The sequence below is a fragment of the Shimia litoralis genome (assembly GCF_005518135.1).
GTDB lineage: Bacteria > Pseudomonadota > Alphaproteobacteria > Rhodobacterales > Rhodobacteraceae > Shimia_E > Shimia_E litoralis.
Map to the genome: position 1 here is coordinate 1 of NZ_SULI01000007.1, position 24,479 is coordinate 24,479.

Annotated in this window: 21 protein-coding genes, 1 tRNA gene and 1 pseudogene; 13 read left to right on the forward strand and 10 right to left on the reverse strand. The window is 53.5% G+C overall.

The genetic code is table 11. From position 1 onward, the window contains the following. The first annotated feature begins 98 nt into the window (after positions 1-98). Positions 99-386, forward strand: a complete 288-nt coding sequence (locus tag FAP39_RS07600; RefSeq protein ID WP_138015805.1) for a hypothetical protein — start codon at positions 99-101, stop codon at positions 384-386. 217 nt (positions 387-603) lie between these two features. On the opposite strand, the gene FAP39_RS07605 is transcribed toward FAP39_RS07600, so the two are convergent. The 4 genes from FAP39_RS07605 to FAP39_RS07620 all read right to left on the reverse strand — a co-directional run bounded on the left by FAP39_RS07605 (position 604) and on the right by FAP39_RS07620 (position 4,686). After that, the gene (locus FAP39_RS07605; protein WP_246059008.1) at positions 604-1,476 is read right to left on the reverse strand and encodes a tyrosine-type recombinase/integrase; all 873 of its coding nucleotides are present in this window, start codon (positions 1,474-1,476) and stop codon (positions 604-606) included. Between the two features lie 255 nt (positions 1,477-1,731). Further along, a complete protein-coding gene (locus tag FAP39_RS17505; RefSeq protein ID WP_171006803.1) occupies positions 1,732-1,980 on the reverse strand; it encodes a helix-turn-helix transcriptional regulator in 249 nt (82 codons plus the stop codon). Between the two features lie 94 nt (positions 1,981-2,074). Next, positions 2,075-3,946 carry a phage major capsid protein gene (locus tag FAP39_RS07615; RefSeq protein WP_138015807.1) on the reverse strand — a complete coding sequence of 624 codons (1,872 nt, stop codon included), beginning with the start codon at positions 3,944-3,946 and terminating at the stop codon, positions 2,075-2,077. A gap of 2 nt (positions 3,947-3,948) precedes the next feature. Beyond that, on the reverse strand, positions 3,949-4,686 hold the full coding sequence (locus FAP39_RS07620) for a hypothetical protein (protein ID WP_138015808.1): 738 nt from the start codon (positions 4,684-4,686) through the stop codon (positions 3,949-3,951). Between the two features lie 1,089 nt (positions 4,687-5,775). On the opposite strand from FAP39_RS07620, the gene FAP39_RS07625 reads away from it, so the two are divergent. Beyond that, on the forward strand, positions 5,776-6,249 hold the full coding sequence (locus tag FAP39_RS07625) for an ATP-binding protein (RefSeq protein WP_212743408.1): 474 nt from the start codon (positions 5,776-5,778) through the stop codon (positions 6,247-6,249). Positions 6,250-6,292: 43 nt separating this feature from the next. On the opposite strand, the gene FAP39_RS07630 is transcribed toward FAP39_RS07625, so the two are convergent. Both FAP39_RS07630 and rlmF read right to left on the reverse strand, forming a co-directional pair. Beyond that, positions 6,293-7,644, reverse strand: a protein-coding gene (locus FAP39_RS07630; protein WP_138015809.1) for an IS3 family transposase whose coding sequence is annotated in 2 segments (ribosomal slippage) — positions 6,293-7,308 and positions 7,308-7,644 — 1,353 coding nt in all. Because the reading frame shifts where the segments join, the coding sequence is not laid out codon by codon here. A gap of 386 nt (positions 7,645-8,030) precedes the next feature. After that, complete coding sequence (gene rlmF / locus FAP39_RS07635; RefSeq protein ID WP_171006804.1) at positions 8,031-8,951, reverse strand: 23S rRNA (adenine(1618)-N(6))-methyltransferase RlmF; 921 nt, start codon at positions 8,949-8,951, stop codon at positions 8,031-8,033. Positions 8,952-9,419: 468 nt separating this feature from the next. On the opposite strand from rlmF, the gene FAP39_RS07640 reads away from it, so the two are divergent. Both FAP39_RS07640 and FAP39_RS07645 read left to right on the forward strand, forming a co-directional pair. Further along, entirely contained in the window at positions 9,420-11,345 is a 1,926-nt protein-coding gene (locus tag FAP39_RS07640) for a DUF3604 domain-containing protein (protein WP_138015811.1), read from the forward strand. Positions 11,346-12,127: 782 nt separating this feature from the next. After that, positions 12,128-12,812, forward strand: a pseudogene (locus tag FAP39_RS07645) (transposase); the annotation flags it as partial. Between the two features lie 196 nt (positions 12,813-13,008). On the opposite strand, the gene FAP39_RS07650 reads toward FAP39_RS07645, so the two are convergent. From FAP39_RS07650 to FAP39_RS07665, 4 genes are all read right to left on the reverse strand, one after another. Continuing rightward, a tRNA-Arg gene (locus FAP39_RS07650) sits at positions 13,009-13,085 on the reverse strand. Between the two features lie 60 nt (positions 13,086-13,145). After that, positions 13,146-14,534, reverse strand: coding sequence for a sensor histidine kinase (locus FAP39_RS07655; protein WP_138015812.1), 1,389 nt, complete (start codon positions 14,532-14,534; stop codon positions 13,146-13,148). Positions 14,535-14,567: 33 nt separating this feature from the next. Further along, positions 14,568-15,989, reverse strand: coding sequence for a dihydrolipoyl dehydrogenase family protein (locus FAP39_RS07660; protein ID WP_138015813.1), 1,422 nt, complete (start codon positions 15,987-15,989; stop codon positions 14,568-14,570). Next, the gene (locus tag FAP39_RS07665; protein ID WP_138015814.1) at positions 15,986-16,717 is read right to left on the reverse strand and encodes a TVP38/TMEM64 family protein; all 732 of its coding nucleotides are present in this window, start codon (positions 16,715-16,717) and stop codon (positions 15,986-15,988) included. The genes FAP39_RS07660 and FAP39_RS07665 overlap by 4 nt, the downstream gene beginning before the upstream one ends. 276 nt (positions 16,718-16,993) lie before the next feature. Here FAP39_RS07665 and rpmH point away from each other — a divergent pair, with 276 nt between their 5' ends. From rpmH to yihA, 9 genes are all read left to right on the forward strand, one after another. After that, positions 16,994-17,128 (forward strand): 50S ribosomal protein L34, encoded by a 135-nt coding sequence (gene rpmH, locus FAP39_RS07670; RefSeq protein WP_108800938.1) that lies wholly within the window; start codon positions 16,994-16,996, stop codon positions 17,126-17,128. Positions 17,129-17,152: 24 nt separating this feature from the next. After that, a complete protein-coding gene (gene rnpA, locus FAP39_RS07675) occupies positions 17,153-17,575 on the forward strand; it encodes a ribonuclease P protein component (RefSeq protein WP_138015815.1) in 423 nt (140 codons plus the stop codon). Beyond that, the gene (gene yidD, locus FAP39_RS07680; RefSeq protein ID WP_138015816.1) at positions 17,572-17,823 is read left to right on the forward strand and encodes a membrane protein insertion efficiency factor YidD; all 252 of its coding nucleotides are present in this window, start codon (positions 17,572-17,574) and stop codon (positions 17,821-17,823) included. Before rnpA ends, yidD begins: the two co-directional genes overlap by 4 nt. Before the next feature lie 109 nt (positions 17,824-17,932). After that, entirely contained in the window at positions 17,933-18,433 is a 501-nt protein-coding gene (locus tag FAP39_RS07685; protein WP_138015817.1) for a hypothetical protein, read from the forward strand. A 124-nt stretch (positions 18,434-18,557) separates the two neighbouring features. Next, positions 18,558-19,427, forward strand: a complete 870-nt coding sequence (gene ttcA / locus FAP39_RS07690) for a tRNA 2-thiocytidine(32) synthetase TtcA (protein ID WP_138015818.1) — start codon at positions 18,558-18,560, stop codon at positions 19,425-19,427. A gap of 63 nt (positions 19,428-19,490) precedes the next feature. Then, complete coding sequence (locus FAP39_RS07695) at positions 19,491-21,041, forward strand: putative bifunctional diguanylate cyclase/phosphodiesterase (protein ID WP_138015819.1); 1,551 nt, start codon at positions 19,491-19,493, stop codon at positions 21,039-21,041. A 109-nt stretch (positions 21,042-21,150) separates the two neighbouring features. Next, complete coding sequence (gene yidC, locus FAP39_RS07700) at positions 21,151-22,962, forward strand: membrane protein insertase YidC (protein WP_138015820.1); 1,812 nt, start codon at positions 21,151-21,153, stop codon at positions 22,960-22,962. Beyond that, complete coding sequence (locus FAP39_RS07705; RefSeq protein ID WP_138015821.1) at positions 22,962-23,708, forward strand: MOSC domain-containing protein; 747 nt, start codon at positions 22,962-22,964, stop codon at positions 23,706-23,708. The genes yidC and FAP39_RS07705 overlap by 1 nt, the downstream gene beginning before the upstream one ends. Further along, positions 23,708-24,361 (forward strand): ribosome biogenesis GTP-binding protein YihA/YsxC, encoded by a 654-nt coding sequence (gene yihA / locus FAP39_RS07710; RefSeq protein ID WP_138015822.1) that lies wholly within the window; start codon positions 23,708-23,710, stop codon positions 24,359-24,361. Before FAP39_RS07705 ends, yihA begins: the two co-directional genes overlap by 1 nt. Positions 24,362-24,479: the final 118 nt, after the last annotated feature.

Genomic DNA, 24,479 nt, shown 5'->3' on the forward strand with positions numbered 1-24,479 from the left:
TGAACATAAACCAGATGCATCTTAGCCAAGCCGCAAACCTGTCCTAAAAAGCAGGACCACTTCAATATTTTTATTCTCAATCTGAACGTAAGCGCCAAGTGGAAACTGCTGCTGAAGGGCAGCTGCAATTACATTATCGCGCCTGCGAAATCGTCATGTGGGAATCTCTTCGAGCCTTAGTATCTGCTCAGTTCTATTATGCACGAACTGATCAAGACGGATACACACAGCAAGACGCACGGCAGTCGTTTGAAAGGGCGCTGCCACATTGCCGTACTGAGGGTGGCTGGTGTTTATCAAACGATCCTGTGTTCCAACGCTATTTTCAAAAAGCCATTGAGAATAAAGAAAGCGGTTTTTTTAAACCAAACTACTTTAACAATTAACATGCTCGAGTAAGCATAAAACCTCGTGTTCAACACAGTATTCCCGCCCAATCCTCACAAAATCACCAAAAACACACTTTTACGCACACCAAAAATATGACACGCTATATCACTGTAATTGAACAGTAATCTATCGCCACCTGCATTGAAAATCCTCGTGTCGGTGGTTCGATTCCGCCCCTGGGCACCATTATTTTAAATACTGATTTGATATCAGTTATTTAGATTGCGCTTTTGTCCCACTCGAAACAACCCCATCTAAAAGTGGGACACTTTTGTCCGGTGTTTGTTCCGCAGACATGCGGCGTAGCGCACTCTCTGCCCTTGTCTTTTGACTGGCGGCACGGGTGTAGCGGGTCACTTCCTTACTGGTCCGGTGGCCCGTAATCGACATAATTTCCTGTTCTGTGCATCCTAGTTCGGCCAGGCGCGCGGCAGCGGCTTTGCGTAGGCCATGAACGGAACAGTTTGAAAGCCCAGCTTCGTCGCACCACTTGCGGAAACGATTGCCAAAGCCATTTGACGTAAACGGGCGGTTGAAGGCCGTGACCAAGAAAGCCAGGTCCCCAGTTGGAGTTTGGTCAATGATTGTCTGTAATTCCTGAATGATTGGAATTTCCAAACGGACAGGACTACGGTTTCGCCCCTTGTGCTGGGTGAAGATCAGCCAACCGTCTCGGACATGCTGTTTCCCAAAGACGACCAAATCAGCGCGTCTTTGGCCGGTGTAGAGAGCCAAGGCAAGGGCAAGCCGTGCTGGTGTCCCTATAGGGTGGGTGTCTTCAAATTTTTCAATCTCTGCTAAGCTCCACGAATGGAACCCATCGGCATTGCCTTTGAGGTATTCCACCTTGTCGGCGGGGTTGTCTTCGTGGTGATCATAGCGGAGGGCAAAACGGTAGAGTTGCCGCAGAGCCTTGACCATGCTGTTCGCGGCCTCCGGGCGATCTGCCATCTCGTCACGGCGGACGCGGATATGGCGGTGAAGCAATAGGGCAAACGGTTTGTCACCATCACCTTTATTCTGGCAAAAACGTTCCAGGATCGCGCGGCGGACTTTTTGGGTCCGTGGGTCCAATTCCTGGAACATAGCGCTTTTGAAATATTGAACGCAAAGCCACCTGATGCTGCGCGGGACAACACGGCCAGTTTGTTCAGTCTTGTTTGTTGGTGATTTTGGTTCGGCAGCGGCGGCGCGATAGTCAAGTAAGAACTCAGGCGATCCTGCTGGCCCTCTGAGGCGTGTTTTCCGCCCGTTGCGGCGATAGTATAGTCGCACGTTGCCATGCCTGTCGGTGTCTTCAACAACATACTTTAACCGAAACTTCATAGCACCCTCGAACATCTATTCGTCCCAGGGATTGTGGTCTGAATCATCGCCACCGGGCAAGGCCTCAAAGAACTTGTCGACTAATCGCACGTCCCAAACGCGCCGTCCGTCTATTTTCTTGGGCTTTGGCATCCGTCCATCCGTGACCAAACCGTCGAATTTTGACGTTCCGATCCCAATGTATTCAGCCGCTTCAACGCGGGAAAGCCCCCGACGTGTCGGTAAAGGGACGGCGTGAATGTCATGGGACGGCATAGCTTGCATCACAGTATCTCCGGCTCGTTACTGGGTGTGGGTGATCCCCGCCCGCTACGGAAGGGCGTAAGCGGGCGGGGAAATGATCAGGAGCGAAACCCGATCAGGGCGTTTCAATATCCTGGATTGCTGCAAACGATTCAGCATACCGAACCGCTATGTCCCATTCGGAATGGGCCACAAGTCGGACGTTGCCCTTTGCGGCCTCCGTCACATCATCCACGATTAGGTCGATTCCGCCCCACTGCCCGATTAGGAGCTCGGACCAAGCTCCAAAGATAAGCGCTGACAAGTCCACACCCGCGCCCTTGGTCAGGTCTGACGGCACATTCCCCGAGAACCTGGCTTTGTAACCCGCCAAGCGTAAGCCCTCGGCCGTTGCGGCCGCGTCAGGATCAAGCATCATTGTGTCTGTCCCAGAAATACGTGGGGTGGACATAAGCCAGCCTTTGACCTTGCGGTTGGACAGAAAACCCAAGGACGCTGGATCAACGTTGGCTGCTTCAACGGTGCTGACAAGCTCCATCAGCTTGGCCCAGATGACGAAATCGCCGTCCGTCCCCATCGTCACGTCCCCGATACCAGCGATATTCAGTATGCCAGTTGGTTCAGGGGCAATTCCTGTCCCAGCAATAGCCGCCTTGTCTAGGGCCACCGCAATCTGCGCGCGCAAGTCATTGGTGAGGATTTGGTCTACGGCGGGCAGACTTTGCTTGAGTTGGCGGCGTGAAATTCTCGTGTGAGCGGAAAGCTGGTGCATGGTCAGGGTCACGGCGTCAAAGCCGGGCGAGGATTCGGCCGCCTCGCTGTTTTCTGCGATCCATTCGGCGGAGCATCCGGCCGTCTGACGTGGAATGGATACGTTTTCAACCAGGCCAGGCAGGACTGTTGCGCCCAGCTCCATGACCCGGACCTGGGGTTTTAGGACTTCAACAAAGGCGTCGTGCATCTGCTGCGTGCCGATCAGTGAAGGCGCGGTCCCTGTTGTGACTAAGGCGCGCCCTGCCAATGCAGCTGTGGGGACATAGGTCCCTGAGGCGCTGCGCCCAATCTGGCCTTGCAGTTCTTGCGAAACCTCACGCTCGAAACCGGCTTGAGACCAATCATTGGTAACTTGAGCTTGAGCGACGCGAGACAGGGAGTAGGAACGTTCGGCGGCGGCGATTGCAGGCATACCCATGCGGCTGCGTGTCGTCGGCGCGTCACGTGTCCCCATGTCGTCCAGAATGGAGAACTGGAATGCGTCAACTGACAAGCCGTCCTTAATCGCGCTTTCAACATCTTCGGAAGGCATGTTGAATTTGCGGCCTAGGAGGGAGATTTCAGATGCGCGGCGGCGTTCGGAACTAACGGAACCGACAGCCAAGGTAGGCTGGTGTTCCATGGTGGTTGTGGTGGGAGTCGTCATGTTTGAACCTTTCGGAATGTGAGGGAGGGGCGCGGAAAAACCACCTGCCAGCGTCCGACCGACCCCGACCGTGGGGTCTGCCGGGACCGCGACAAGAGAGACCTCTACCGCTTCCCATTTAGTGGCGCGTAAAACGGGATACCCGTCTTGTTCGCCCGCTGGTTTCAACTCATGGACGGCGTAACCCACCGATACCGATTGCACTTCACCCGCCTTGATGCGGGATAGCATTGAGTTGCCTTCTTTCGTGTCTGCAAGCCGCACAACTGCGCGGCCCCGGCGCCCCTCGATCCGGGCGGAAACTACCGTCCCTACCATCGAGTCCACGTCACGCCGGTGATCTTTGAGGACCGGGGCCGATCCAGTGTTGAGCCGTGACAGGTCAACCTCACTTGGATCATGTCCCAGAACCTCATAGGCCGTTCCTATCGGAGTATCCCGCAGGACCGGAATTTCGCTCGAGAAGGACAGAAGGACCGTCCGGCCCTGGTCCTCCACCTTCACCTCTGCCGCGACCTGGGGGCCGAAAGCGGGCGTTTCTAAATCTGCAAATCGCTGGTGTGTCATGATCAACCGCCCTTTTTCAGAGAGGCCGCGCCCGCGTCGATGTGGGTCGCCAACTCAGCAATGGCGGCCGGGCAAAACCCAAATAGCGGCGCGGACTCATGTTCGGCAGCTGCCACAAAACGCTCTAAACGGGACACGCTATCTGTAACCACACCCCGCGCCCCGTTTGGGTCCAGTCGATACACCACCAACGCCCCAGGGCCTCTCGTCAAGGCCGCTTCGATCTTGTCCGGGGCGTCGCGTAGGAGGTCTAAGGCGTCATGTTGTTCGACACCTGCACAATGGATTTCGCGAGTCAGTACCGCCAAACAAGCCGCAACGACGTGCGGCCGACCAAGCTGGATAGTTTCGGTTGAGCCTGTGGTGTTGTTACCTTTAGTCATGTTTTGATCCTTTGCGGCGGGATTGGGCGGTGAAACGGAATAGTCAGGCCACTTTTTCGCAGGAGGTTTTGCCAATAGGGCTTGGACGGCGGTAGCGTCGCGCCATCGGATTCCGGCAAACGTCATATTTCCATTGGATTTAATTTTGCGAATGCCGTGTGCGGAAAGTCCGTCCTGCACAGTCGCGTTTCCGGTTTTCCCATCGCCTAAGGAAATTGGTTCGCCCTGCCAGTCAGCATACCAGGCGGCAAAAGCCTGGTGGAACTCCAACGTCGAGGTCCGGCCCCATGGATCGCGGACCGTATATACCGCTAAGAACGAGGTAATAGGATCGTTGGCTGCATTGTCCATTTCCATGCTGATTCCCAAAGTTGATTTGCATTCGACTTAGGAACCAGAGGGTGTGACGATTTTTTCACGTCAACATTTTTTTTGCAAGGCGCGTTCGCACCGTGTTGCAATGGGTAATAACTTTGAATTGATGTTAACTAAGAGGGTGCCCCGCAACCCGGTTGGGTCACAGACACGGACACTCCCCAAGATCAGAACATCGCGCGCTAGGGGGAGGCAAACGCGGCTGGACCGCAAATGCCCCTTAGGGCACACCAGAACGATGCAATGACCACTGGACCAGTGGATCGGCTAGAGGTGCCGAGAACCGCACCGGCCAGGACCCCGCGCCCGAATTGAGGACTGATCCCGGCCTGGTGGGGACACCCACGCCTAGCGAAATCCGGCCCGCGAACACAAAAACACGCAACGGCAACTCGAGATCAACTCAAATCGCACTCCACTGCCCGTCAAACAATAACAACCCCAACCCAAAACCCCACTTGTCCAAGAACCAAAAGCGTCCAAAGAAACGGGGCGCGAATATACCCACGTTACGCGCTGTAGGAAGGACCCAAACTACTTAGGCCGGTTGGGTGCGCGCGCCTTGGGGACAGGAGGGACGCTGGGGAGGGGGCACCCGCTGTCTTTTCAAAACATGCTGTTACAGGTGTTTTCCTCATATGCGTTATATACCCCTCCCTAACCTCCCTATAATATGTTGAGTATTGAATTTATTGAATAATAAGGCGTTCTACCTCCCCGAGGATATCCCCACCGCATCCCTAGCAAGCGGATTGGCTCCCCGAAACACTCAAAACATTTCACGATTCACCGCCAGTTCTGTTGGCCTTTCCCCTCATGATCCCTTGCATCATCCCCGAACTCCCCAGTTTGCAGGGTTTTGGAGGGGAGCGGGGAAGGTCGACGTTTCGATTATTGAACTGCCACCATGTTGGGTTTGATTCGAGCAAATGCCGTCACATTGCGGGGGGGAACGTCCTAATTGTGGCCGGGAAACCTGGTATTAATGCCTTGGAAGTGTCATAGGTTTCCAGAAATCAATCCCAATGTAGGGCCACTTCTAGGCGCTACATTCTTCGAGGAGCCGAAGTGATGCCGTTGAACGATAAGCCATTGAGCTGGGACCCACTAGAGGCGGCCGACACGGTAGACGCAAATGTCCTTGCCTCAGCCAAGAAGCGTGAAATTAAGAATATTCTGAAGTCATATGTTAGCAACTATGATCCTCTTTCGGAGTTGATCCAAAATGCGATGGATGCGGTTGAAAAAAGATGCCGGGCTGAGGAAGACGTTATTCCAAAGGTTCAAGTTAATATTGACCTTACTGACAACTCTATAGAAGTGGTTGATAATGGGTGCGGCTTTGAAGAGGCTGAGTTCAAGGCATTTCTTGCGCCAAGTATCTCTTTTAAATCTGGAGGAGAAACACGTGGCAATAAAGGTGTTGGCGTCACGTACATCGCATATGGATTTAATGACCTGACAATCCGGACGAAAAACAAACATTTTTCCTTTCAGGGTACCTTGCGAAGGGGTGTCCGTCGTCAGAGTTTTCTGGAGAACTGAGCGTTTTTGCTAACCGAGGCTCTGGTTCATCATTGGGTTCATATTAGGCGGCAGCTTTCTGGTGCTGCAAGCGGCGTTTCTGGATTGTCTGTTTCTTGATCCTCTTCCTTTCTCTGAGAATGGTTTCAGCCCTGCCAAAGTAGACATCGGCCGGTGTGACGTTGTTCAGGCTCTCGTGGTAACGTCGGTGATTGTAGTAGTCGACGAAGGCCTCGATCTGCTGTTCCAGGTCACCGGGCAGATAGTAATGCTCAAGCAGGACCCGGTTCTTCATCGTTTGATGCCAGCGCTCGATCTTGCCTTGGGTTTGTGGATGGAACGGTGCACCTCGAACGTGATCCATGCCTTTTTCTTCCAGCCAATTGGCCAGATCGCCGGCAACGTAGGATGAGCCATTGTCGCTGAGCAGGCGCGGTTTGTGCAGAACCGTGGCCTGATCACAACCCGATGCGGCCAATGCCAGGTCCAGCGTGTCTGTGACGTCGCCTGCTTTCATTGTCGTGCAAAGCTTCCATGAGATGATGTAACGGCTGTAATCGTCCAGGATGGTGCTGAGATAGAACCACCCCCATCCGATGACTTTCAGGTAGGTGAAGTCGGTCTGCCAGAGCTGGTTGATGGCCGTTGTTTTGTCTTTGAACTCTTCGGCGGCCTTAATCACCACAAAAGCCGGGCTGGCAATCAGATCCTGCTCTTTCAGCCGCCTGTACACAGTGGATTCCGACACGAAGTAACGTTTGGTGTCGGTGAACTTCACCGCCAGTTCTCGTGGCGTCAGGTCTTCGTTTTCCAGTGCGAAGTCGATGATCTGGTCTCGCATGTCGTCAGGGACACGGTTCCACACCGATCTGGGCTTTGGGGATTTGTCATGCAGAGCATCCAATCCGCCATCCAGATAAAGGTCATACCAACGATAAAACGTAGAACTGGGGATATCCAACATTTCCAGCGTCTGTTTTGCTGGCAGATGCGAGGCTTCAACCGTTCGAATGATCTCAAGCTTCTCAGAGGCTGGGTATCTCATGCCTCGTCCTCCCCATCCCCGATCATGCTTTTTTTGAGCAGCCGGTTCTCAAGGGTCAGTTCCGCCACGACCTCTTTCAGGGCTGCAGACTCAGACCGCAAATCCTTCACCTCAGGCGAAGTGGCCTGACGGGCCGTATCGCCCGCCAAACGGCGCTTCCCGGCTTCAAGAAACTCTTTCGACCAGCTGTAATACAGGCTCTCAGAGATGCCTTCCTGGCGGCACAAGGAGGCGATGCTTTCTTCGCCTCGCAGCCCTGCCAGAACAACGCGGATCTTCTCCTCGGCTGAGTAATGCCTGCGGGTTTTGCGGCGAATGCTTTTCACTACCTTGTCAGCAGCGGCTTTCGATTGTCCGGATTTCTGTCTCATCTTCACTCCATATCAGTTCCGATGAACCAGAAATCCTCCGTTACTCAAACCCTCAAATCTCTCCAACAAGCGCTGACGTCAGACAGGACCCAAAAACTCTGCCGACGCACAATAATGGTCTCAACCGAATGCGTCTTAGTTGCAACCCAGAAGTGTGCGGCCACTTTGGGCTCGAAGCCGCCTTGCGGCGGTGCGGCAGCACGGTTGCAGCGAAATCTTCTCAAACCGAACCACCTAAAGGACCGCTCCCAGCCCAAAGCAGACATGGCATTTCGACAACACGGGGCGGATGTAGTGAACGGCCCAAAGCGGACATCAACGGTATTTTGGAATCCTACGATTCAGCGCCGCCGAAGCCGATATTGTTGCATGAAAAACCTCTGTGCTCAGTTTCGTTTCATAAACAAGGAGCGTTGATTTTTCTTCTTGTAAGTCCAAGCAATAAAGCGGCTTGTCTTTTGCCCCTGCGCCATTTCGACGACTTTATAGTCAGTAACCCCAGCTCTTTTTAGAATTCGGGAGAGGGGCTGGAGGTTGTCTTTTTTCGACACCAATGATGTAAACCATAGGCACTGATCGGCGAACTCCATGCTTTGTTCAACCATGCGGGCAATAAACTTAATCTCGCCGCCGGGACACCAAAGCTCATCACTTTGCCCACCAAAATTGAGGTTTGTTGAACGCCCTTTGCCAAGGTTGGCCCATTTACGTTGAGTCCCCTTGCGCGCTTTCTCGATAGACCCATGGAAAGGTGGATTGCACATGGTGAGGTGAAAGACATCGTTAGGCTGGATCACACCGCGAAAGATGTTCTCACGCTTGCTTTGCCGCCTAAGTGTTATTGCCAATTTGTTTCGGTCACAAATTTGCTTTGCCGATTTGATCGCCCCCGCGTCGATATCGACGCCAGTGAAGTGCCAGCCGTACTCACTCTGCCCGGTAAGGGGGTAAACCAAGCTTGCACCAGTGCCGATGTCCAACGCTTTGATATGATGCCCACGTGGGATCTCTTGGTTGTTGCTTTCCGCAAGCAAGTCCGCGAGATAGTGGATGTAATCGACCCGGCCGGGAATTGGTGGGCATAAGTAACCGGCGGGAATGTCCCAAAAATCAACCTCGTAATGCGCCTTTAGCAAAGCCCGATTCAGCATACGGATCGCGTTCACGTCTTTAAAGTCAATCGTATTTTGACCGGCAGGATTACGGGTCATGAAGGCTTCTAGATCAGGCATCTGCGCCATCAAACGTTCGAAATCATACCCTTCTGAATGCTGATTGCGGGGGTGCAGCTTCGATTTTGTGGCCATGGGGACGCTTTCATTCGAGTTTTGTAGACGTCGCTCGCAAGACGGTTTTCTGCTTTTAGGCCCTGATGCACGAATAGTAAAACCGGAAGCCGGACAGGCTCCTTGCCCTCGTGACGGCTGGTCCATTCAGTTGGAGTGCCCCTTGCTGTCATCACGACCTTGGGTTTTTGGTCTCACTCGCTGCACTACGTCCCTCCATTAAGGGCGTCCATCAAGGTCTCTGACCGGACGTTGGTGCGCGACGCAGCGCAAGTCTGGTTTGAAATGCATTTCCACGCATTATCGGTTTCACGATATCGCCCCTTTCCGTTACGGTCCCTTATTGCTTCGAGCAATAGACACCGTTGTTTGAGCTGTTTGTTTCTGTACCTGCTATCGATAGATGCTGAATTTGTCTCTCGTCTGTCGTAGGATGTTGCTGACAGCAAAAAAATTGCGATGGACCAAGTAGGCAAACAGGAATTCACAATGGCTAATTTCGCAACCCATCAGATTTACCGCGCCGTTTTTCTTGGCTGCGCTCTTTCCCTCGCTCATCAAGCCATGTCCCAAGAATTGGGTGATCTGGGGTCTCAGCCGACTGAGGAAATCGAGTACTCACCTTACATAAATGACGATTTTCCAAATCAGGTCTTTTTTGGTGACACACATTTACACACTGCTTACTCGGCCGATGCCGGTCTGGTTGGGGCAATTCTGACCCCAGATGACGCCTACAAGTTTGCCAAAGGCGAAGAAATCACCTCGTCCAATGGAATTCCTGCGCGTTTGCAGCAGCCACTAGATTGGTTGGTGGTGACGGACCATGCCGAAAACCTTGGCCTGCCAATTGCGCTTGAAGAAGATAGCCCCGCTCTGCTGGAGAATGAGTGGGGGCGCAAGATCAGCGAAATTTATGCACCGCGTACAGATGAATCTCGGGCCTTGTCATATGATACTTGGATGCAAGACGCGCTTAACATCGTCACCGACCCGCTTGCCGGAACTGGTTTCAGCGAGGCCATGTGGCCGCGCGTAACGGCTGCTGCTGAACAGCACAATCAGCCCGGCGCATTTACCGCGTTGATCGGCTATGAATGGACGTCTGGACCAAACGGCAACAACTTGCATCGGAACATCATATTCCGGGACGGTAAAGCACTGGCAGACCAAATTGTTCCATTTAGTGCCTATGATTCCGAAGACCCCGAAAAGCTTTGGGACTGGCTTGAAAACTACGAAAGTTTGACTGGAGGGCAGGTGCTGGCAATCCCGCACAATGGTAACCTGTCAAACGGACTGATGTTTGATGATACGACCCTCTCCGGCGAGCCGATTGATCGCGACTATGCGTTGCGCCGTCAACGGTGGGAACCGATCTATGAGATTACCCAGATCAAAGGGGATGGAGAAGCACACCCCCTGTTGTCGCCACAGGATGATTTTGCGGACTATGGAACTTGGGACAAAGGCAGCTTTGGACCAGAACCCAAGACAAACGATATGTTGCCAAAAGAGTATGCCCGAAGCGCATGGAAGCGCGGCATGGCCTATGAAGATGATCTTGGGGTGAACCCGTTCAAATTTGGCGTGGTTGGGTCTACGGATTCTCATACGGGTCTGTCTACAGCGCAGGAAAGCAACTTCTTCGGCAAGGTGTCGCTTGTTGAACCTTCGGCCAATCCGCATCGCTTTGAAGAGCGTATCACAGGGCGTTTTACCCCCGATGATCCATCTGATGACTTGACGCATGCAGACGGGCTTGCGGCAGGGCTTGCCGCAGTCTGGGCACGTGAAAACACACGCGAGGCGATTTGGGACGCGCTCATGCGCAAAGAAGTCTTTGCAACAACCGGCACACGTATGCGCGTCCGCGTTTTCGCAGGGTTCGGTTTTGACAGAGATGACCTTACCCGTTCCGATTTTGCCAAATTTGGCTATGCAAACGGAGTGCCTATGGGTGGCGATTTGATCGCTGATGACCAAACACCCGCGCCGAAACTTCTGGTTCGTGCGATGCGTGATCCAAATGGGGCCAATCTTGATCGTGTTCAGATTGTTAAGGGGTGGCTCACAAAGGCTGGCGATCTGAACGAACAGGTTTTCGACGTCGCATGGTCAGATGACCGTGTTGTTGGGGATGACAACAAGCTGCCGCTGGTTGGCAATACCGTTGATGTTGAAACCGCAACGTACCGCAACTCAATAGGGTCCCCATTTCTCGAGGCTTTTTGGGAAGATCTCGATTTTGATCCAAGCCAACGCGCGTTTTACTATGTCCGTGTTCTGGAAATCCCGACGCCGCGCTGGACCACATTTGATGCTTTGGTGTTTGGCGTGGATCGACCTTCTCATCTTGAACCGTGGCAACAAGAAAGAGCCTATTCATCGCCAATTTGGGTCACACCAATGTAACGTTCCGAATGACGCGCTGACACCTTTGCCCCTGTTTTTGGGAGGCGCTGAGCCCGCAAAGCAGCCTTTGGCGCCTCCCGCAGCGAACGTCTTCTATCCGCCCTTCGTCTCACAAAGCTGGTAATGGGATAACGTTCGAGTTTGAATTTGTTTTGATCGCCACACGCCGACCAAAAAAACTGTTAGAAATAAGGCTTCTTAGTCCGATACTGACAATATCGAACAAACACGGACGCTATGTCCGAGTTTAGTAGTGCCAGCTTTGGCAAAGTGCCCCTCGCCGCCTTACGCCTGCGCGGCGCATTTCTTTTGTTTCCTCGGCGTTAGCGTTTGTCATGTTCTTGTCCGAGTTATGCAAGTAAATGCGTGCCAAATGTTAGGAACACTCGCCCAAACTGCCCCCAACTTGCAATTGATATTTAGCCCCCCGCCGACTAGAGGTACATTAAGCATTCAGTTTCAACAACTTGCATGAACTCGGACGCCTTGACCTATTGCTGCCAATGTTAGCCCCTCTAAAGCTGTTTCGGCGGGGTTAAAACAGCTCTGGCACGAGCGCCTAAATGCAATCTGCGCATTCGGGCAAACGGACTGTGTTGATTCAGATAACCGCAAGTGCCCCATTTTGAAGGTCGCCACTTTGAACTGATGTTGTGGTTCAGTTTGAGGGTTTAGTAAGCGTAGCCTTCAGATTGGGCCGCTTTTACATTTTGAGAAGCGCTAGGTGAAAGTACTTCTTGTTTTGCCACCACGGCATATCCAAGCTGCCGCAGTGAAGGTTGGACCTGATCACCAGCCCGGCGTTCATCGTGCTGAAAGCTGCAAACGAGTTCGAGCACAAGACAACGGCGATCAACCAGCTGTGGCAGACCGACTTTACCTATCTCAAGGTTCTGGGGTGGGGCTGGTTCTACCTCAGCACGATTCTGGACGACTACAGCCGCTACATCATCTCGTGGAAGCTCTGCACGACCATGCGGGCTGAGGATGTGACAGACACCCTCGATCTGGCCTTGCAGGCATCTGGCTGTGATCAGGTTCATGTCGTCCACAAGCCAAGACTGCTCAGTGACAACGGCTCAAGTTATGTCTCTGCCGACTTGGCTGAATGGTTACAGGACAAAGGTATGAAACACAGTCGTGGTGCGCCGTACCATCCACAAACCCAAGGCAAGATCCCTCTCGTGACATTGCTGCGCAATGCACTGCCGGGCAGTGGAACGATGGCATCAAACCCTGAAGAACCGCATTCTGCTGGAAAAATACTTCCTGCCGGGAGATCTCAAAACTCAGATCGAAGCGTTCGTCAATCACTACAACCATCAGCGCTATCACGAGAGCCTGAAGAACGTCACGCCAGCCGATGTCTACTTCGGTCGGGACAAAGCCATTCTGCAACAACGGGAGAGGATCAAACAAAAGACGCTCGAAGCGCGACGCTTGCATCACAGCCAACGCGCCGCATAATCACACCAACCAGATGAGCCGAACACTCTCTTAGTTTACGCCGCTCTTGGTTCCAAAAACTCTGACGACGGACAATCAATTAAGGGTTTTCGAAGCTTCGGTAGAACAAACCGGATTCAAAAAATAACGAACCCAACGACGATGGTTCAACAAAATGAATGTAAAAACCAATGATATAATTCTGTGAGGGAATAAATGGCGCTCTGGGGAGGATTCGAACCCCCGACCCCCTGATTCGTAGTCAGGTACTCTATCCAGCTGAGCTACCAGAGCGCGTTTGAGTGGGATTTAGACCGAGTTCAGAGGGTGCGCAAGTGCTAAATCCCGAAAAAATCAAATATCTGCAACATCCCCTTTGGGAAGGCATATTTCAAAGGTGGTTCCGGTCTCTCCAGTGCCCACCAAGCTGAGGCTCCCGCCATGCCCACGGATCAGTTCCGAGGAAATTGCCAACCCCAAACCAGAGCCACCTTTGCGAATCCCACCTTGGAAAGGTTGGAAAAGATGTTCTTGCGCTTTAGACGGCAGCCCTGGTCCAGTATCTGCAACTTGAATGTACCATGCAGAGGTATCCTCATGAGCAGCCACAGAAATTTCTGCCCGCTCCCCGCGTGCCACGATCACCTGCCGCGCATTTCTAACCAAATTCGAAATCACGCGAAACAGCTGTTCGGGGTCAGCCCGCAAGGATAGACCCGCCGGAATATCTTCGGACAGGCTGAGATCAAAATCGCCAATCGCAAGGCGTTCCCCATCGAACACATCATCCACCACGTCGATCAACGACACATGGGTCAACTTGGGCGGCGGTTCTTCTGCTTTGCCAAAGGCCAATGTGCTCTCGCACAGATTGACCGCGCGCGTGATCGAGTTGACCAACTTTGGCGCCATCCGCTTGACGGTCGGATCTTCACTCATCTCGATGCGGTCGGTAAACAGTTGCGACGTCGTCAAGATATTGCGCAGATCGTGGCTGACTTTGGCCACCGCCCCGCCCAACTGCGCCAAGCGTTCTTTTTGCTTCAGGGATGCCGTCAACTCGATTTGCAGAGACTGCAGGGCCTCCTCGGCCTCTCGCAACTCAACAACACCGGCAGAGGGCTGAATAATCCGGCGCGCATCTTCGGGGGCCGCCGCATAAGACTGCATATACCCCACGACTCCCTTGATCGGACGTACCAACGTTGCGCGTACTGCAAGAAACAACAGAAAGGCCGTAATCACCGAGATCACTGCAGACAGCACAAGAATATTCAGGCCGTAATCAATCATGGCCATACGCAACCCCGAGGTTTGCATGGTGACCTCGATCAACAGTCCAGCCTCGCGAACGGGCGCGCCAATGACCCGAATGACCCGCTCTTCGCGATCGAACAGACGCATCATGGCATCTTTTATCAACTCGGTCGCCGCGGGTGCACGCAGATCAAATGTCTCATCAATCGGACGCGGCATGGGTGAAGACAGCATCAATTGCCGAACCTCGTCGCGCCGCAAAACCACGTTAAAGACCTCGGCGTTGCGCAACAGTTCGGCCTCGAGATCTGCATCAATCATGTCATCGGCCAACAAGGCGAGCGATGCGATTTGGGCACGTTCCAGTCGAGACAACAGGTAATCTTCGCGAAACCGCGCCACGGACGGCACAAAAATCAATATCTCTGCCAGCATCACAAAGATGGTGGTCAGAATCAGGAAACGGCCTGAAAGCGTATTGAGCATATTAATCCTGTGTCATTCGACTATGGGCCATAATCAGGGCAACCATCGCTGGGTAAAGGCCACCACACGTTTCACCATAGGGTTCTCGAACAGTTTTGGCGAGAAATAGGCCCCGGCAACCCGTTTGTTGATCTCGCCGACTGTCGGATACGGCGAGACCATCGCCGCAACCGCCGACATCTTGAGCTTGTTCGCAATCACCAAGGCCCATAGGTTAATCAGCTCACCCGCCTGTGGTCCGGCAATGGATACCCCGACGGGGCGCCCCTTGACGACCATGACCTTGATCAAGCCCTTCGCCTGTCGCTGGGCAAGCAGGCGGTCATTATGGTGGAAATCAAACCGGACCACATCAAGCTTGGCACCATAAAGCTTGCGCGCGTCCGCCTCGGTCGGGCCGATCTGGGCCAACTCGGGATTCGTATAGGTCGCATAGGGAATGTGATCGACGCGTTGCTTGGCGGGTAACCCAAACAGAGCAGACCGAATGATAACCCCCGCATGATACCCTGCGACATGGGTGAATTGTGCACCCCCTGCCACGTCTCCAATTGCATACACCTTGCGATTGGTGGTTTTCAGGCTTTCATCGACCTGAATACCGGCGCGATGTGTTTGAATACCGGCGACCTCAAGGTTCAAACGATCAATGTTGGGCTTGCGCCCGACGGCCATCAAAAGATGTGAGCCGCGAAAGATACGCCCGTCTTTTGTCTCGACTTCGATTGCACCTGCATGCCCCCGTATTTCGGCAGCCAGTGCATCTTCTTCGATCTGAATACCTTCTGATCGCAGTGCGGTTAGGACAATCTCGGCCATTTCCGGATCATCGCGACCCAAGGCCTTATCCCCTTCAATCACCGTGACTTGACTGCCTAGGCGTCGATGGGCCTGTGCCATTTCCATGCCAATGGGCCCACCGCCGATCACCAACAAGTGCTCGGGTTGCGCGCGCAGGTCAAAAAGGGTTTCGTTGGTCAGATACGGGACCGTCTCAAGGCCGGGAATTGGGGGCACCATCGGTGACGACCCCGTCGCGATAACGATGCGCCGCGCAGTGATCCGCGTGTCACCGGCCTGAACCTCGGTAGGTGACACAAAACTGCCGAACTCAGAAATCACATGTACGCCCATGCTCTCGAACCGTTCAATTGAATCATTTGGTTCAATTTGCGCAATCACATCCGCCACATGATCTTTGGCAGCGGCATAATCGACGCGGGGCACCACATTCGAGACGCCAAAGTCTGCGCCATGCGCCTGCAGGTGGGCCACATTACCACTTGCGATCAACGCTTTGGACGGAACACATCCGTAATTCAGGCAATCGCCGCCCATCTTGTGCCCTTCCAGAAGAACAACATCCGCGCCCATTTGCACCGCGCCTGCAGCAACGGACAGGCCACCTGATCCGGCCCCGATGACAAGCAAGTCGGTTTTCATATGTGTCGTCATAGTGTTTTGCCCCCGCGGATCGCCTTGATCACAATGGGCAATGCTGCCAGTGCGCACAGCCCGAGAATCGGCAGGATAATTTGTGGTTCGAAGATCACGCCAAGGTTCGGCGTCTCGCCACGTTCAAAGACCCCGCCCAGACCGGCACCAACCGACGTATAGACGACAGCGCCAGGGATGATTCCCAAGAACGTCGACACAACAAACCGACCGAGCGGAACCCCCACAAGCGCAGGGACAAGATTCGCGACAAAAAACGGCACCAGCGGAACCAACCGGATCAGAAACAACATCGACCACTGATTGTCGTCGATTCCCTCTTTGATCTTTTTCACACGTCCGTCGGCCGCATCCATGCGTGCAGAAAGGCGTTCGCCAAAACCCCATGTCGCCGCAAGAAAAATCAGGGTCGCACCCAAAGTGGCCGATGTAATGTTGATCAATGATCCCGCAAACGTGCCGAACAAGAACCCCCCAGTGAGCGACGCGGCAAGCGCCCCAGGTAAGGAAAACGCCACAATTGCTGTGTATATTCCCATGAATACCAGCACCGTAATCCCGTAATGCGCGTCGCGATAAGCCAGCAGCGCCTCGCGATTGTCTCGCAGGGCCTGATAGCTCAAGATATCGCCCAATGTCGCAGCGCCAATCCCCGCAATCACAATAATCGCCAAAAAGGGTAAAATGCGCCCTCGTCCGCTTTTGCTTTGATATGTCATATCGCTCATGATTGGCCCGTGCTAATTATTCCGAACCAACATGCGGCAGTATTTGGGTAAACAACAGTCCGATCACGGTTGGTTGATGACGGCGGGCGCTCTCGTGATGAACAAGGCCCCTTTCAAGCCGAAATGAAACAAACCTTGGCGCCGACTGGCGAATTTGTTGCAAAACCGTCATCGGGTGTTTGACTTATCCGAAAGCCCCCCCTATAGGACGAACTTCGAATAGCACATGGGCCAGCGAATCTGTCGCAAGGCGCCCGACAGAATGGAGACGGAGCGATGAAACGCACCTACCAACCCTCGAACCTGGTCCGCAAACGGCGCCACGGTTTTCGCGCACGTATGGCGACCAAAGCTGGTCGTAAGATCCTGAACGCACGTCGTGCACAGGGTCGCAAATCGCTGAGCGCATAAAGCACTCAGTCGCATTTGACGGATATGACACCGCCGGAGGCCCCAATAGATGGCAACACCAGCCATCGGGATACGCCACCGGCGGTTTCCGTTCGTCTGGACATCCTCAAAGTCAGAGCTGACTTTGTCGCCGCATCCCGTGCGCGCCGCCAAGCCAGCAAAGGGATGATGGTGCAGGCCCGCAAACGCCGCCCTGACGAATCTGTCCCCAGCGACGCAATACGCGTCGGGTTCACCTGTACCAAAAAAGTAGGCAATGCAGTTGCACGCAACCGCGCCAAGCGACGTCTACGCGAAGTCGCACGGTTGATCCTGCCGACATTGGGACGACCGGGATGGGATTACGTTCTGGTTGGCCGCTTTCAGGTAACGGATCTGCGACCCTTTGAAGATCTTAAGGGTGACCTTAAGTATGCACTTAAGAAATTGCATACGGACGGATCATGAACCTTTTGGCGCACATCGTTGCCCTGCCCGTGCGAGCATATCGTTTGATATTCTCGCCTTGGGTCGGCTTTAATTGCCGATATCAACCAACATGCAGCGCCTACGCGCTTGAAGCTTTGGAAAAGCATGGCGCTTTAAAAGGCAGTTTTTTGACGATCAAACGCATCGGTCGCTGCCATCCTTTGGGCGGAGACGGGTATGATCCCGTTCCAGACGCCAAGGACGACAGATCTTCCCACGATCAATAAATCAACCAAGAGGCGAAAATCCACCGATCAAGATGATCGACTGCTGGACCCGTCGCCGCGCCTCGCCTAGTGTTTAGGCTCAATTAGTAACAATTACGGATTCAGATTTATGAAGCTTGCAAAAATCATGGGAACCGCCCTGCTTGGCACTGTTATCGCGACAGGTGCCCTTGCACAAAAATTCGAACATTTTGGCTCCGTCGAAGGTTGGAATGTATTTGTCGACCACGAAAAAAAATCATGCCTGATCGAAGCCAAGGATGACCTGAGCAACGTCGTGCAGATGGGGCTGACCGACGATCGTTCTGTGGCCTATATCGGTGTATTCACCAAGGCGGAAACAGATATCAAAAAGGGCCAAAAAGAAGGTGTAGCCATTCTGATTGGAGACAATCTTTACACGGGCGAAGCCACTGGCATGCGCGGCAACATCACCGAAGGCTATTCCGGAGGCTACGTTTTGACGGATGACCCGCAGGTCGCCGAGGACATCGCGAAACAATACACAATGGCTGTGTTCCCTGAAAAATCTTATGGGTTCATCGTGGACCTAAAAGGCACCTATAAGGCGCTTGAGATGGCGCGTGAGTGTAACGCAAAACAAATGTAAGCGTGTCACATACGATGCATCGCGAAAGGGTTTATGGCCTTTTCGCGAACATTTGGCCAAGCAATCATTTTTCGCAACTTAGCGATCTCTTGCCCGATCATCGAATTTCGCCTAAAGGCGACCCATGCTTGATGATCTAGATGATATCCACCCGCTGTTTCATGGCGCCCCGTCTTCCGCAAATTTCAAAAAATTGCGCAAGCGCATCGTCCGCCATACCCGCGAAGCCATTGAACAATACGGAATGATCGAACCCGGCGCGCGGTGGCTTGTATGCATGTCTGGCGGCAAAGATTCTTACACCTTGCTCGCGGTTCTCCATGAACTCAAGTGGCGCGGCCTTTTGCCCGTGGAAATCTTGGCTTGCAATCTCGACCAAGGTCAGCCCGGCTTTCCTGCGACAGTTCTGCCCGAATTCCTGGAACGTATGGGCGTAGAGCATCGCATTGAATACCAAGACACGTATTCGATTGTGATGGACAAAGTCCCCGAGGGCCGCACCTTTTGCGCCTTATGTTCACGATTGCGGCGCGGCAACCTCTATCGCATCGCCCGCGAAGAAGGGTGTTCTGCAGTCGTGCTGGGGCATCACCGCGACGACATCCTTGAGACCTTTTTTATGAACCTGTTTCACGGTGGGCGTCTTGCGACCATGCCACCAAAGTTGGTGAACGAAGAGGCAGATCTATTCGTGTATCGCCCGTTGGCGCATGTCGCTGAAGCGGATTGCGAAAAGTTTGCGCAGGCTATGAACTATCCAATCATACCCTGCGATTTGTGCGGGTCACAGGATGGTTTGCAGCGCCAGCAAGTCAAACAAATACTGGACACGTGGGAGACCAATTCTCCGGGGCGCCGCCAAGTTATGTTTCGCGCGTTGATGAATGCACGCCCGTCACATTTGCTGGATCCCAAATTGTTTGATTTTGCCGGCCTTGAGCGCGGGTCTGTCAAATTTGAACAAATTGAGAGCGACATTCCAAAGCTACGTTAAGGCCCTGAACAACACCCGCCCCTAGAGTCAGGCAGAATCGCTGCTTCTAGGAAAACGGATTTCATGTTGCTTCGAAACGGGCTCGGTACGACAAAACTTCGCATGACCCCTGCGATCGAACAATCGCTCAATCGCGCCGTGCCGGTCTTGGCCGCTGCGTTGATTTTGCTGGTCTATGTCGTCGGTGGTGAAGGATGGTTACTTGGTGTGTCGATGCTATTGCCATCAAGCATTTTGCTGTTCAAGCGATACGCACATTTGGCGCGATATGTGCGCGACCCTCATCAAGGGTTTCTCAGAGTTCTTACCGAAGACGCATTTCACAGCACCCTGACGACAATGTTGCGCGACGCCACTCAAACTGGGCGCAAGAGCGCATATTTTCTGCTTAATATCGATGATCTCGATGCCATTCGAAAACGATTTGGCTCCAACATTTCCGAAGATGTCGCCAGATGTTGCGCGCGTCGTTTGTGTGATGCCCTTAGAGAAGATGATGCGATCTCTCAAATCGAAGATGGAAAATTTGCGATCGCACTTGCGCCGGCACATCATCTCACGACAGAGTCCTGCATTCAGATGGCCGCGCGCATCCAGTCAGCGCTTGAAGAACCCGTCTTACTCTCGCGTGCATCGATCTTTGTGTCTTGTGCGGTAGGATTTGCGACCTCACACTCATCTATTGGATCGTCAGCAGAGGCCTTGCGAAACGCGGCCCAGATTGCCATGGCCGAGGCGCTGCGCGCGAGCCCCTCTGCGATCAGAGCCTACTCGAATGAACTAAAGCAAAAATCAGTATCCCGTCGCAAGGCAGAGAACGAAGCAAGTCACGCACTTGAGCGCGGCGAGATCAAAGCATGGTTTCAACCGCAAATTTCCACAGACACTGGCCGACTGAGTGGCCTTGAAGCGCTTGCGCGCTGGGAACACCCGACCCGAGGCCTTCTTCCCCCAAGCGAATTTCTTCCGATATTTGAACGCACGGGCCAGATGGAAGCGCTTGCCAAGCAAATGTTGGACCAATCTCTGCGCGCGCTTCAGGTTTGGGACAGCTCGGGCGTCTCAATTCCTCAAATTGGCGTAAACTTTTCCGCCGACGAACTGCGCAACCCTAGTTTACCGGAAATGGTCAAATGGGAACTGGATCGATTTGATCTCGCCCCATCTCGACTCGCGATTGAAATTATTGAAAATGTGATCGCAGGCTCGCCAGACGATATCGTTGCACGGAATGTGACCGCGCTCTGCAAACTGGGCTGTCCCATTGACCTAGACGACTTTGGCACGGGGCACGCGTCCATTTCTTCAATTCGACATTTGCCCATTACACGCCTGAAAATTGACCGTTCTTTTGTCACACAGTGTGACCAAGACAGTGACCAAAGACGCATGATCGCAGCGATTCTCACGATGGCGGAGCGCCTTGGCCTAGATACACTGGCCGAAGGCGTAGAGACCGCAGGTGAACACGCAATCTTGTCCCAGCTCGGATGTTCGCACGTCCAAGGCTTTGGAATCTCCCGACCGCTTGCCCCGACGTCGGTCATTACGTGGCTTCACAAACACAATGCGAAATTGCAAACCGCGCCCCAAATTGGAAAAAAGGCGCAATAGAGCAGCGCGAAACGGACCCATAACCGCTTGAGAGCCGGAATCCTCTTGACCTTTGGGCTACACCTCTGTTGAACCACCTCAACGTTTAAAAGACAGGTGGCCCAAGGCAATGGACGATCAGAATAAGAACCTAATTCTCGCGACTGTGCTCAGCTTTGTCGTGATCCTTGTATGGTTTGTCTTGTTTCCTCCTCCCGAACAGGTCGAGGATCCGAATGCGCCAGCCGTTGCAGCGGCGCCTGTAACTGTCGAAGGCGGCGTCCCTGCATTGGCACCAACCACCGAAGCAGCCGCAGCCACTGAGACAGACATCGTCGAAACCACCAATGCACCGCGTGTCGATATCTCGACCGCACGCCTAAGCGGGTCCATCTCGCTTCTGGGTGGCCGCATCGACGACCTAAAACTTAACGACTATCGCGAGACATTGGACGAAGGCGCCGCTACGGTGACTTTGATGTCACCAAAAGGCGAGCCTCACGCATATTACGCACTTTATGGCTGGGCCCCTGGTGCGGGACTGGATTACGATACTGTCCCAGGTGCCAACACCGAATGGAGCGTTGAGCGCGGCCAAGCATTGACCGAAACCTCTCCGATCACACTTGTATGGGATAACGGATCAGGGCTCGTGTTCCGCCGCACGATTTCGGTGGACGAAAACTATATGTTTACCGTCGATCAAACCGTTGAAAACACCGGCGCTGGCACTGTGTCACTCGCCCCCTACGGTATTCTGTCCCGATATGGCCAACCCGCAGACCTTAAGAACTTCTTTGTGTTGCATGAAGGTGTTGTCGGTATGGCGGATGGCGAGCTTTCTGAAATTGACTACGACGATGTGACGGACCTGCCATACGACCAACGGGAAGGCGCACGCGCCGAAACCACAGCCGTTACGCAAGATGGCTGGATCGGGTTCACCGACCACTACTGGATGGCGACGTTAATTCCCTCGCAAGGCACTCCATTCCAAGCCGCCGTTCGATATGACGAACGCGCCGATACGTACCACACGCGCGCCCTGATGCCGACCGTAACAGTGGCAGCAGGCGAAACGACAACCGTTTCGAGCGAGTTGTTTGCAGGTGCCAAAGAATGGGCGACCATCAAACAGTATGAAGAAAACGACGGCGTCAAAGGCTTTTTGGATTCGATCGATTGGGGTTGGTTCTTTTTCCTGACCAAGCCAATGTTCGCCGTTTTGCACTGGCTGAATGGCCATATTGGCAACATGGGCTGGTCAATCATCGCCCTCACAGTTCTGATCAAGGCGATTGTGTTCCCACTGGCGTATAAATCTTATGCCTCCATGGCGAAGATGAAAGAGCTTCAGCCACAAATGGAAAAGCTGAAAGAAGCCGCTGGTGGTGATCGCCAGAAGGTTCAGCAATCTATGATGGAGCTGTACAAAAAGGAAAAGGTAAACCCTGCCTCGGGCTGTTTGCCGATCCTGATTCAGATTCCGATCTTCTTCTCGCTCTACAAAGTTATTTTTGTCACGCTCGAACTGCGCCATGCGCCTTGGGCTGGTTGGATCACCGACCTTTCCGCCCCAGATCCCTCTTCGATCTTGAACCTCTTTGGTCTATTGCCCTTTGCGACGCCAGAACCCGGTTCGATCTTCTTCATTCTAAGCCTTGGCGTCTTGCCCATTCTATTGGGTATCTCGATGTGGCTGCAACAAAAACTGAATCCAGCGCCCACAGACGCAACGCAAGCGATGATTTTCGCTTGGATGCCTTGGGTGTTCATGTTCATGCTCGGCAGCTTTGCGTCAGGTCTGGTTCTGTACTGGATTACCAACAACGTCATCACGTTTACCCAGCAGTATTTGATCATGCGTAGCCATGGATACAAACCCGATGTTTTCGGAAACATCAAACGAGGCTTTAAGCGCAAAGCCCAGTCGGGCGAGTGATGACTGCGCGGATCGCTGCTCTGTGGCGGCATCCCATCAAGAGCCATGGTCGCGAAGCGCTTTCACGCGCTTCGCTGACACAAGGACAGACCATGCCGTGGGATCGGCGTTGGGCCGTCGCACATGAGATGGCGAACGTAGATGGCGCAACGTGGGCTCCTTGCAATAACTTTTCTCGTGGCGCCAAAGCACCGGGTTTGATGGCCATCACGGCCACATCAAACGAGGCCGCTGGCACCCTAGAACTGTCACACCCCGATTTGGGTCAACTTCGATTTGACCCTGACACCGAAAACGCAAAGTTCTTGGCGTGGGTAAATCCAATTATGCCCCAAAACCGGGCGCAGTCGGCACAGATTGTCCGGGCTGAGACATGCGGAATGACGGATACAGATTTCCCCTCTGTCAGCTTGTTAAATTTGGCGTCGAACAACGCACTTTCCGAAGTGATGGACACAAACCTGTCGATGGATCGTTGGCGCGGCAACATCCACATTCAGGGTCTCTCTGCTTGGGCCGAGAATGACTGGATCGGCAAAACATTGAAAATTGGGACAGCCGAACTTGCCATTCGCGAGCAGATCACGCGCTGTCTTGCGACAACAGCAAACCCTGAAACTGGTATACGCGATGCCGACACGCTCAAGGCGCTCAAGTCTTCCTTTGGGCATCAAGAGTTTGGCGTCTATGCTGTGGTGACATGCTCTGGCGACATTGCTGTCGGCGATACAATCGAGGTGCTCTAATGCAACTACCCTTCCCGCTGGTTGAAGAGCCGGATGAATTCACGTCTGAAAAAGGCCGCAAGCTTTTTGCAGGCAACAACAGCGATTTCCTCAAGGGGGTCGTTGCCATGGATGGGCTGCCCCCCTCGGATCGCATCGAAGTTTGTTTTGCCGGACGCTCCAATGTTGGGAAATCCAGCCTGATCAATGCCCTGACTGGGCGAACACGTTTGGCGCGGGCATCAAACACCCCCGGCCGGACGCAAGAGATCAACTTTTTCACACTGGCCGACAGCCATTATCTGGTCGATTTGCCCGGATATGGTTTTGCAAACGCCCCCCTGCCGGTCATCGAGAAATGGCAAAAGCTGCTCAAGCAATATCTCTCGGGGCGCGCAAGCTTGCGTCGTGCGTTTGTGTTGATTGATACCCGTCATGGTGTCAAATCCGTTGACGAAGAAATCATGTCCCTGCTCGACAGCTCGGCCGTGACATTTCAGGTGGTGCTGACCAAGGCAGACAAGGTCAAAGTGTCTGACCGCGAAAAGGTGCTTGAGCAAGTGCGCAAGGCATTGTCCAAACATCCCGCTGCCTATCCTGAAATCGTACTTACCAGCAGCGAAAAGGGTGATGGCATCGCGACATTGCGCTCTATTGTGGCAACACTTGACTAGCGGCGCATGTCACACCACCCGCACATCCGCGCCCGACGCGGGTAATATCTGCAGCTGACCGGCAATTTTGACCTATTGGCAGCTCTCCTCCAAGCGTCTAACAACAGACCCCAAGAGG

What these genes read in the sequence shown, in the direction of transcription:
- FAP39_RS07685 (WP_138015817.1), top strand. Translation starts at nt 17,933, where the DNA reads ATGAAGCTTGCAAAAATCATGGGAACCGCCCTGCTTGGCACTGTTATC.
- FAP39_RS07620 (WP_138015808.1), bottom strand. Translation starts at nt 4,686, where the DNA reads ATGGAAATGGACAATGCAGCCAACGATCCTATTACCTCGTTCTTAGCG.
- FAP39_RS07705 (WP_138015821.1), top strand. Translation starts at nt 22,962, where the DNA reads ATGACTGCGCGGATCGCTGCTCTGTGGCGGCATCCCATCAAGAGCCAT.
- yidD (WP_138015816.1), top strand. Translation starts at nt 17,572, where the DNA reads ATGAACCTTTTGGCGCACATCGTTGCCCTGCCCGTGCGAGCATATCGT.
- FAP39_RS07655 (WP_138015812.1), bottom strand. Translation starts at nt 14,534, where the DNA reads ATGCTCAATACGCTTTCAGGCCGTTTCCTGATTCTGACCACCATCTTT.
- FAP39_RS07665 (WP_138015814.1), bottom strand. Translation starts at nt 16,717, where the DNA reads ATGAGCGATATGACATATCAAAGCAAAAGCGGACGAGGGCGCATTTTA.
- FAP39_RS07605 (WP_246059008.1), bottom strand. Translation starts at nt 1,476, where the DNA reads ATGTTCCAGGAATTGGACCCACGGACCCAAAAAGTCCGCCGCGCGATC.
- FAP39_RS07625 (WP_212743408.1), top strand. Translation starts at nt 5,776, where the DNA reads ATGCCGTTGAACGATAAGCCATTGAGCTGGGACCCACTAGAGGCGGCC.
- rnpA (WP_138015815.1), top strand. Translation starts at nt 17,153, where the DNA reads ATGACACCGCCGGAGGCCCCAATAGATGGCAACACCAGCCATCGGGAT.
- yidC (WP_138015820.1), top strand. Translation starts at nt 21,151, where the DNA reads ATGGACGATCAGAATAAGAACCTAATTCTCGCGACTGTGCTCAGCTTT.
- FAP39_RS07695 (WP_138015819.1), top strand. Translation starts at nt 19,491, where the DNA reads ATGTTGCTTCGAAACGGGCTCGGTACGACAAAACTTCGCATGACCCCT.
- FAP39_RS07640 (WP_138015811.1), top strand. Translation starts at nt 9,420, where the DNA reads ATGGCTAATTTCGCAACCCATCAGATTTACCGCGCCGTTTTTCTTGGC.
- yihA (WP_138015822.1), top strand. Translation starts at nt 23,708, where the DNA reads ATGCAACTACCCTTCCCGCTGGTTGAAGAGCCGGATGAATTCACGTCT.
- ttcA (WP_138015818.1), top strand. Translation starts at nt 18,558, where the DNA reads ATGCTTGATGATCTAGATGATATCCACCCGCTGTTTCATGGCGCCCCG.
- FAP39_RS17505 (WP_171006803.1), bottom strand. Translation starts at nt 1,980, where the DNA reads ATGCAAGCTATGCCGTCCCATGACATTCACGCCGTCCCTTTACCGACA.
- FAP39_RS07615 (WP_138015807.1), bottom strand. Translation starts at nt 3,946, where the DNA reads ATGACACACCAGCGATTTGCAGATTTAGAAACGCCCGCTTTCGGCCCC.
- rpmH (WP_108800938.1), top strand. Translation starts at nt 16,994, where the DNA reads ATGAAACGCACCTACCAACCCTCGAACCTGGTCCGCAAACGGCGCCAC.
- rlmF (WP_171006804.1), bottom strand. Translation starts at nt 8,951, where the DNA reads ATGGCCACAAAATCGAAGCTGCACCCCCGCAATCAGCATTCAGAAGGG.
- FAP39_RS07660 (WP_138015813.1), bottom strand. Translation starts at nt 15,989, where the DNA reads ATGACGACACATATGAAAACCGACTTGCTTGTCATCGGGGCCGGATCA.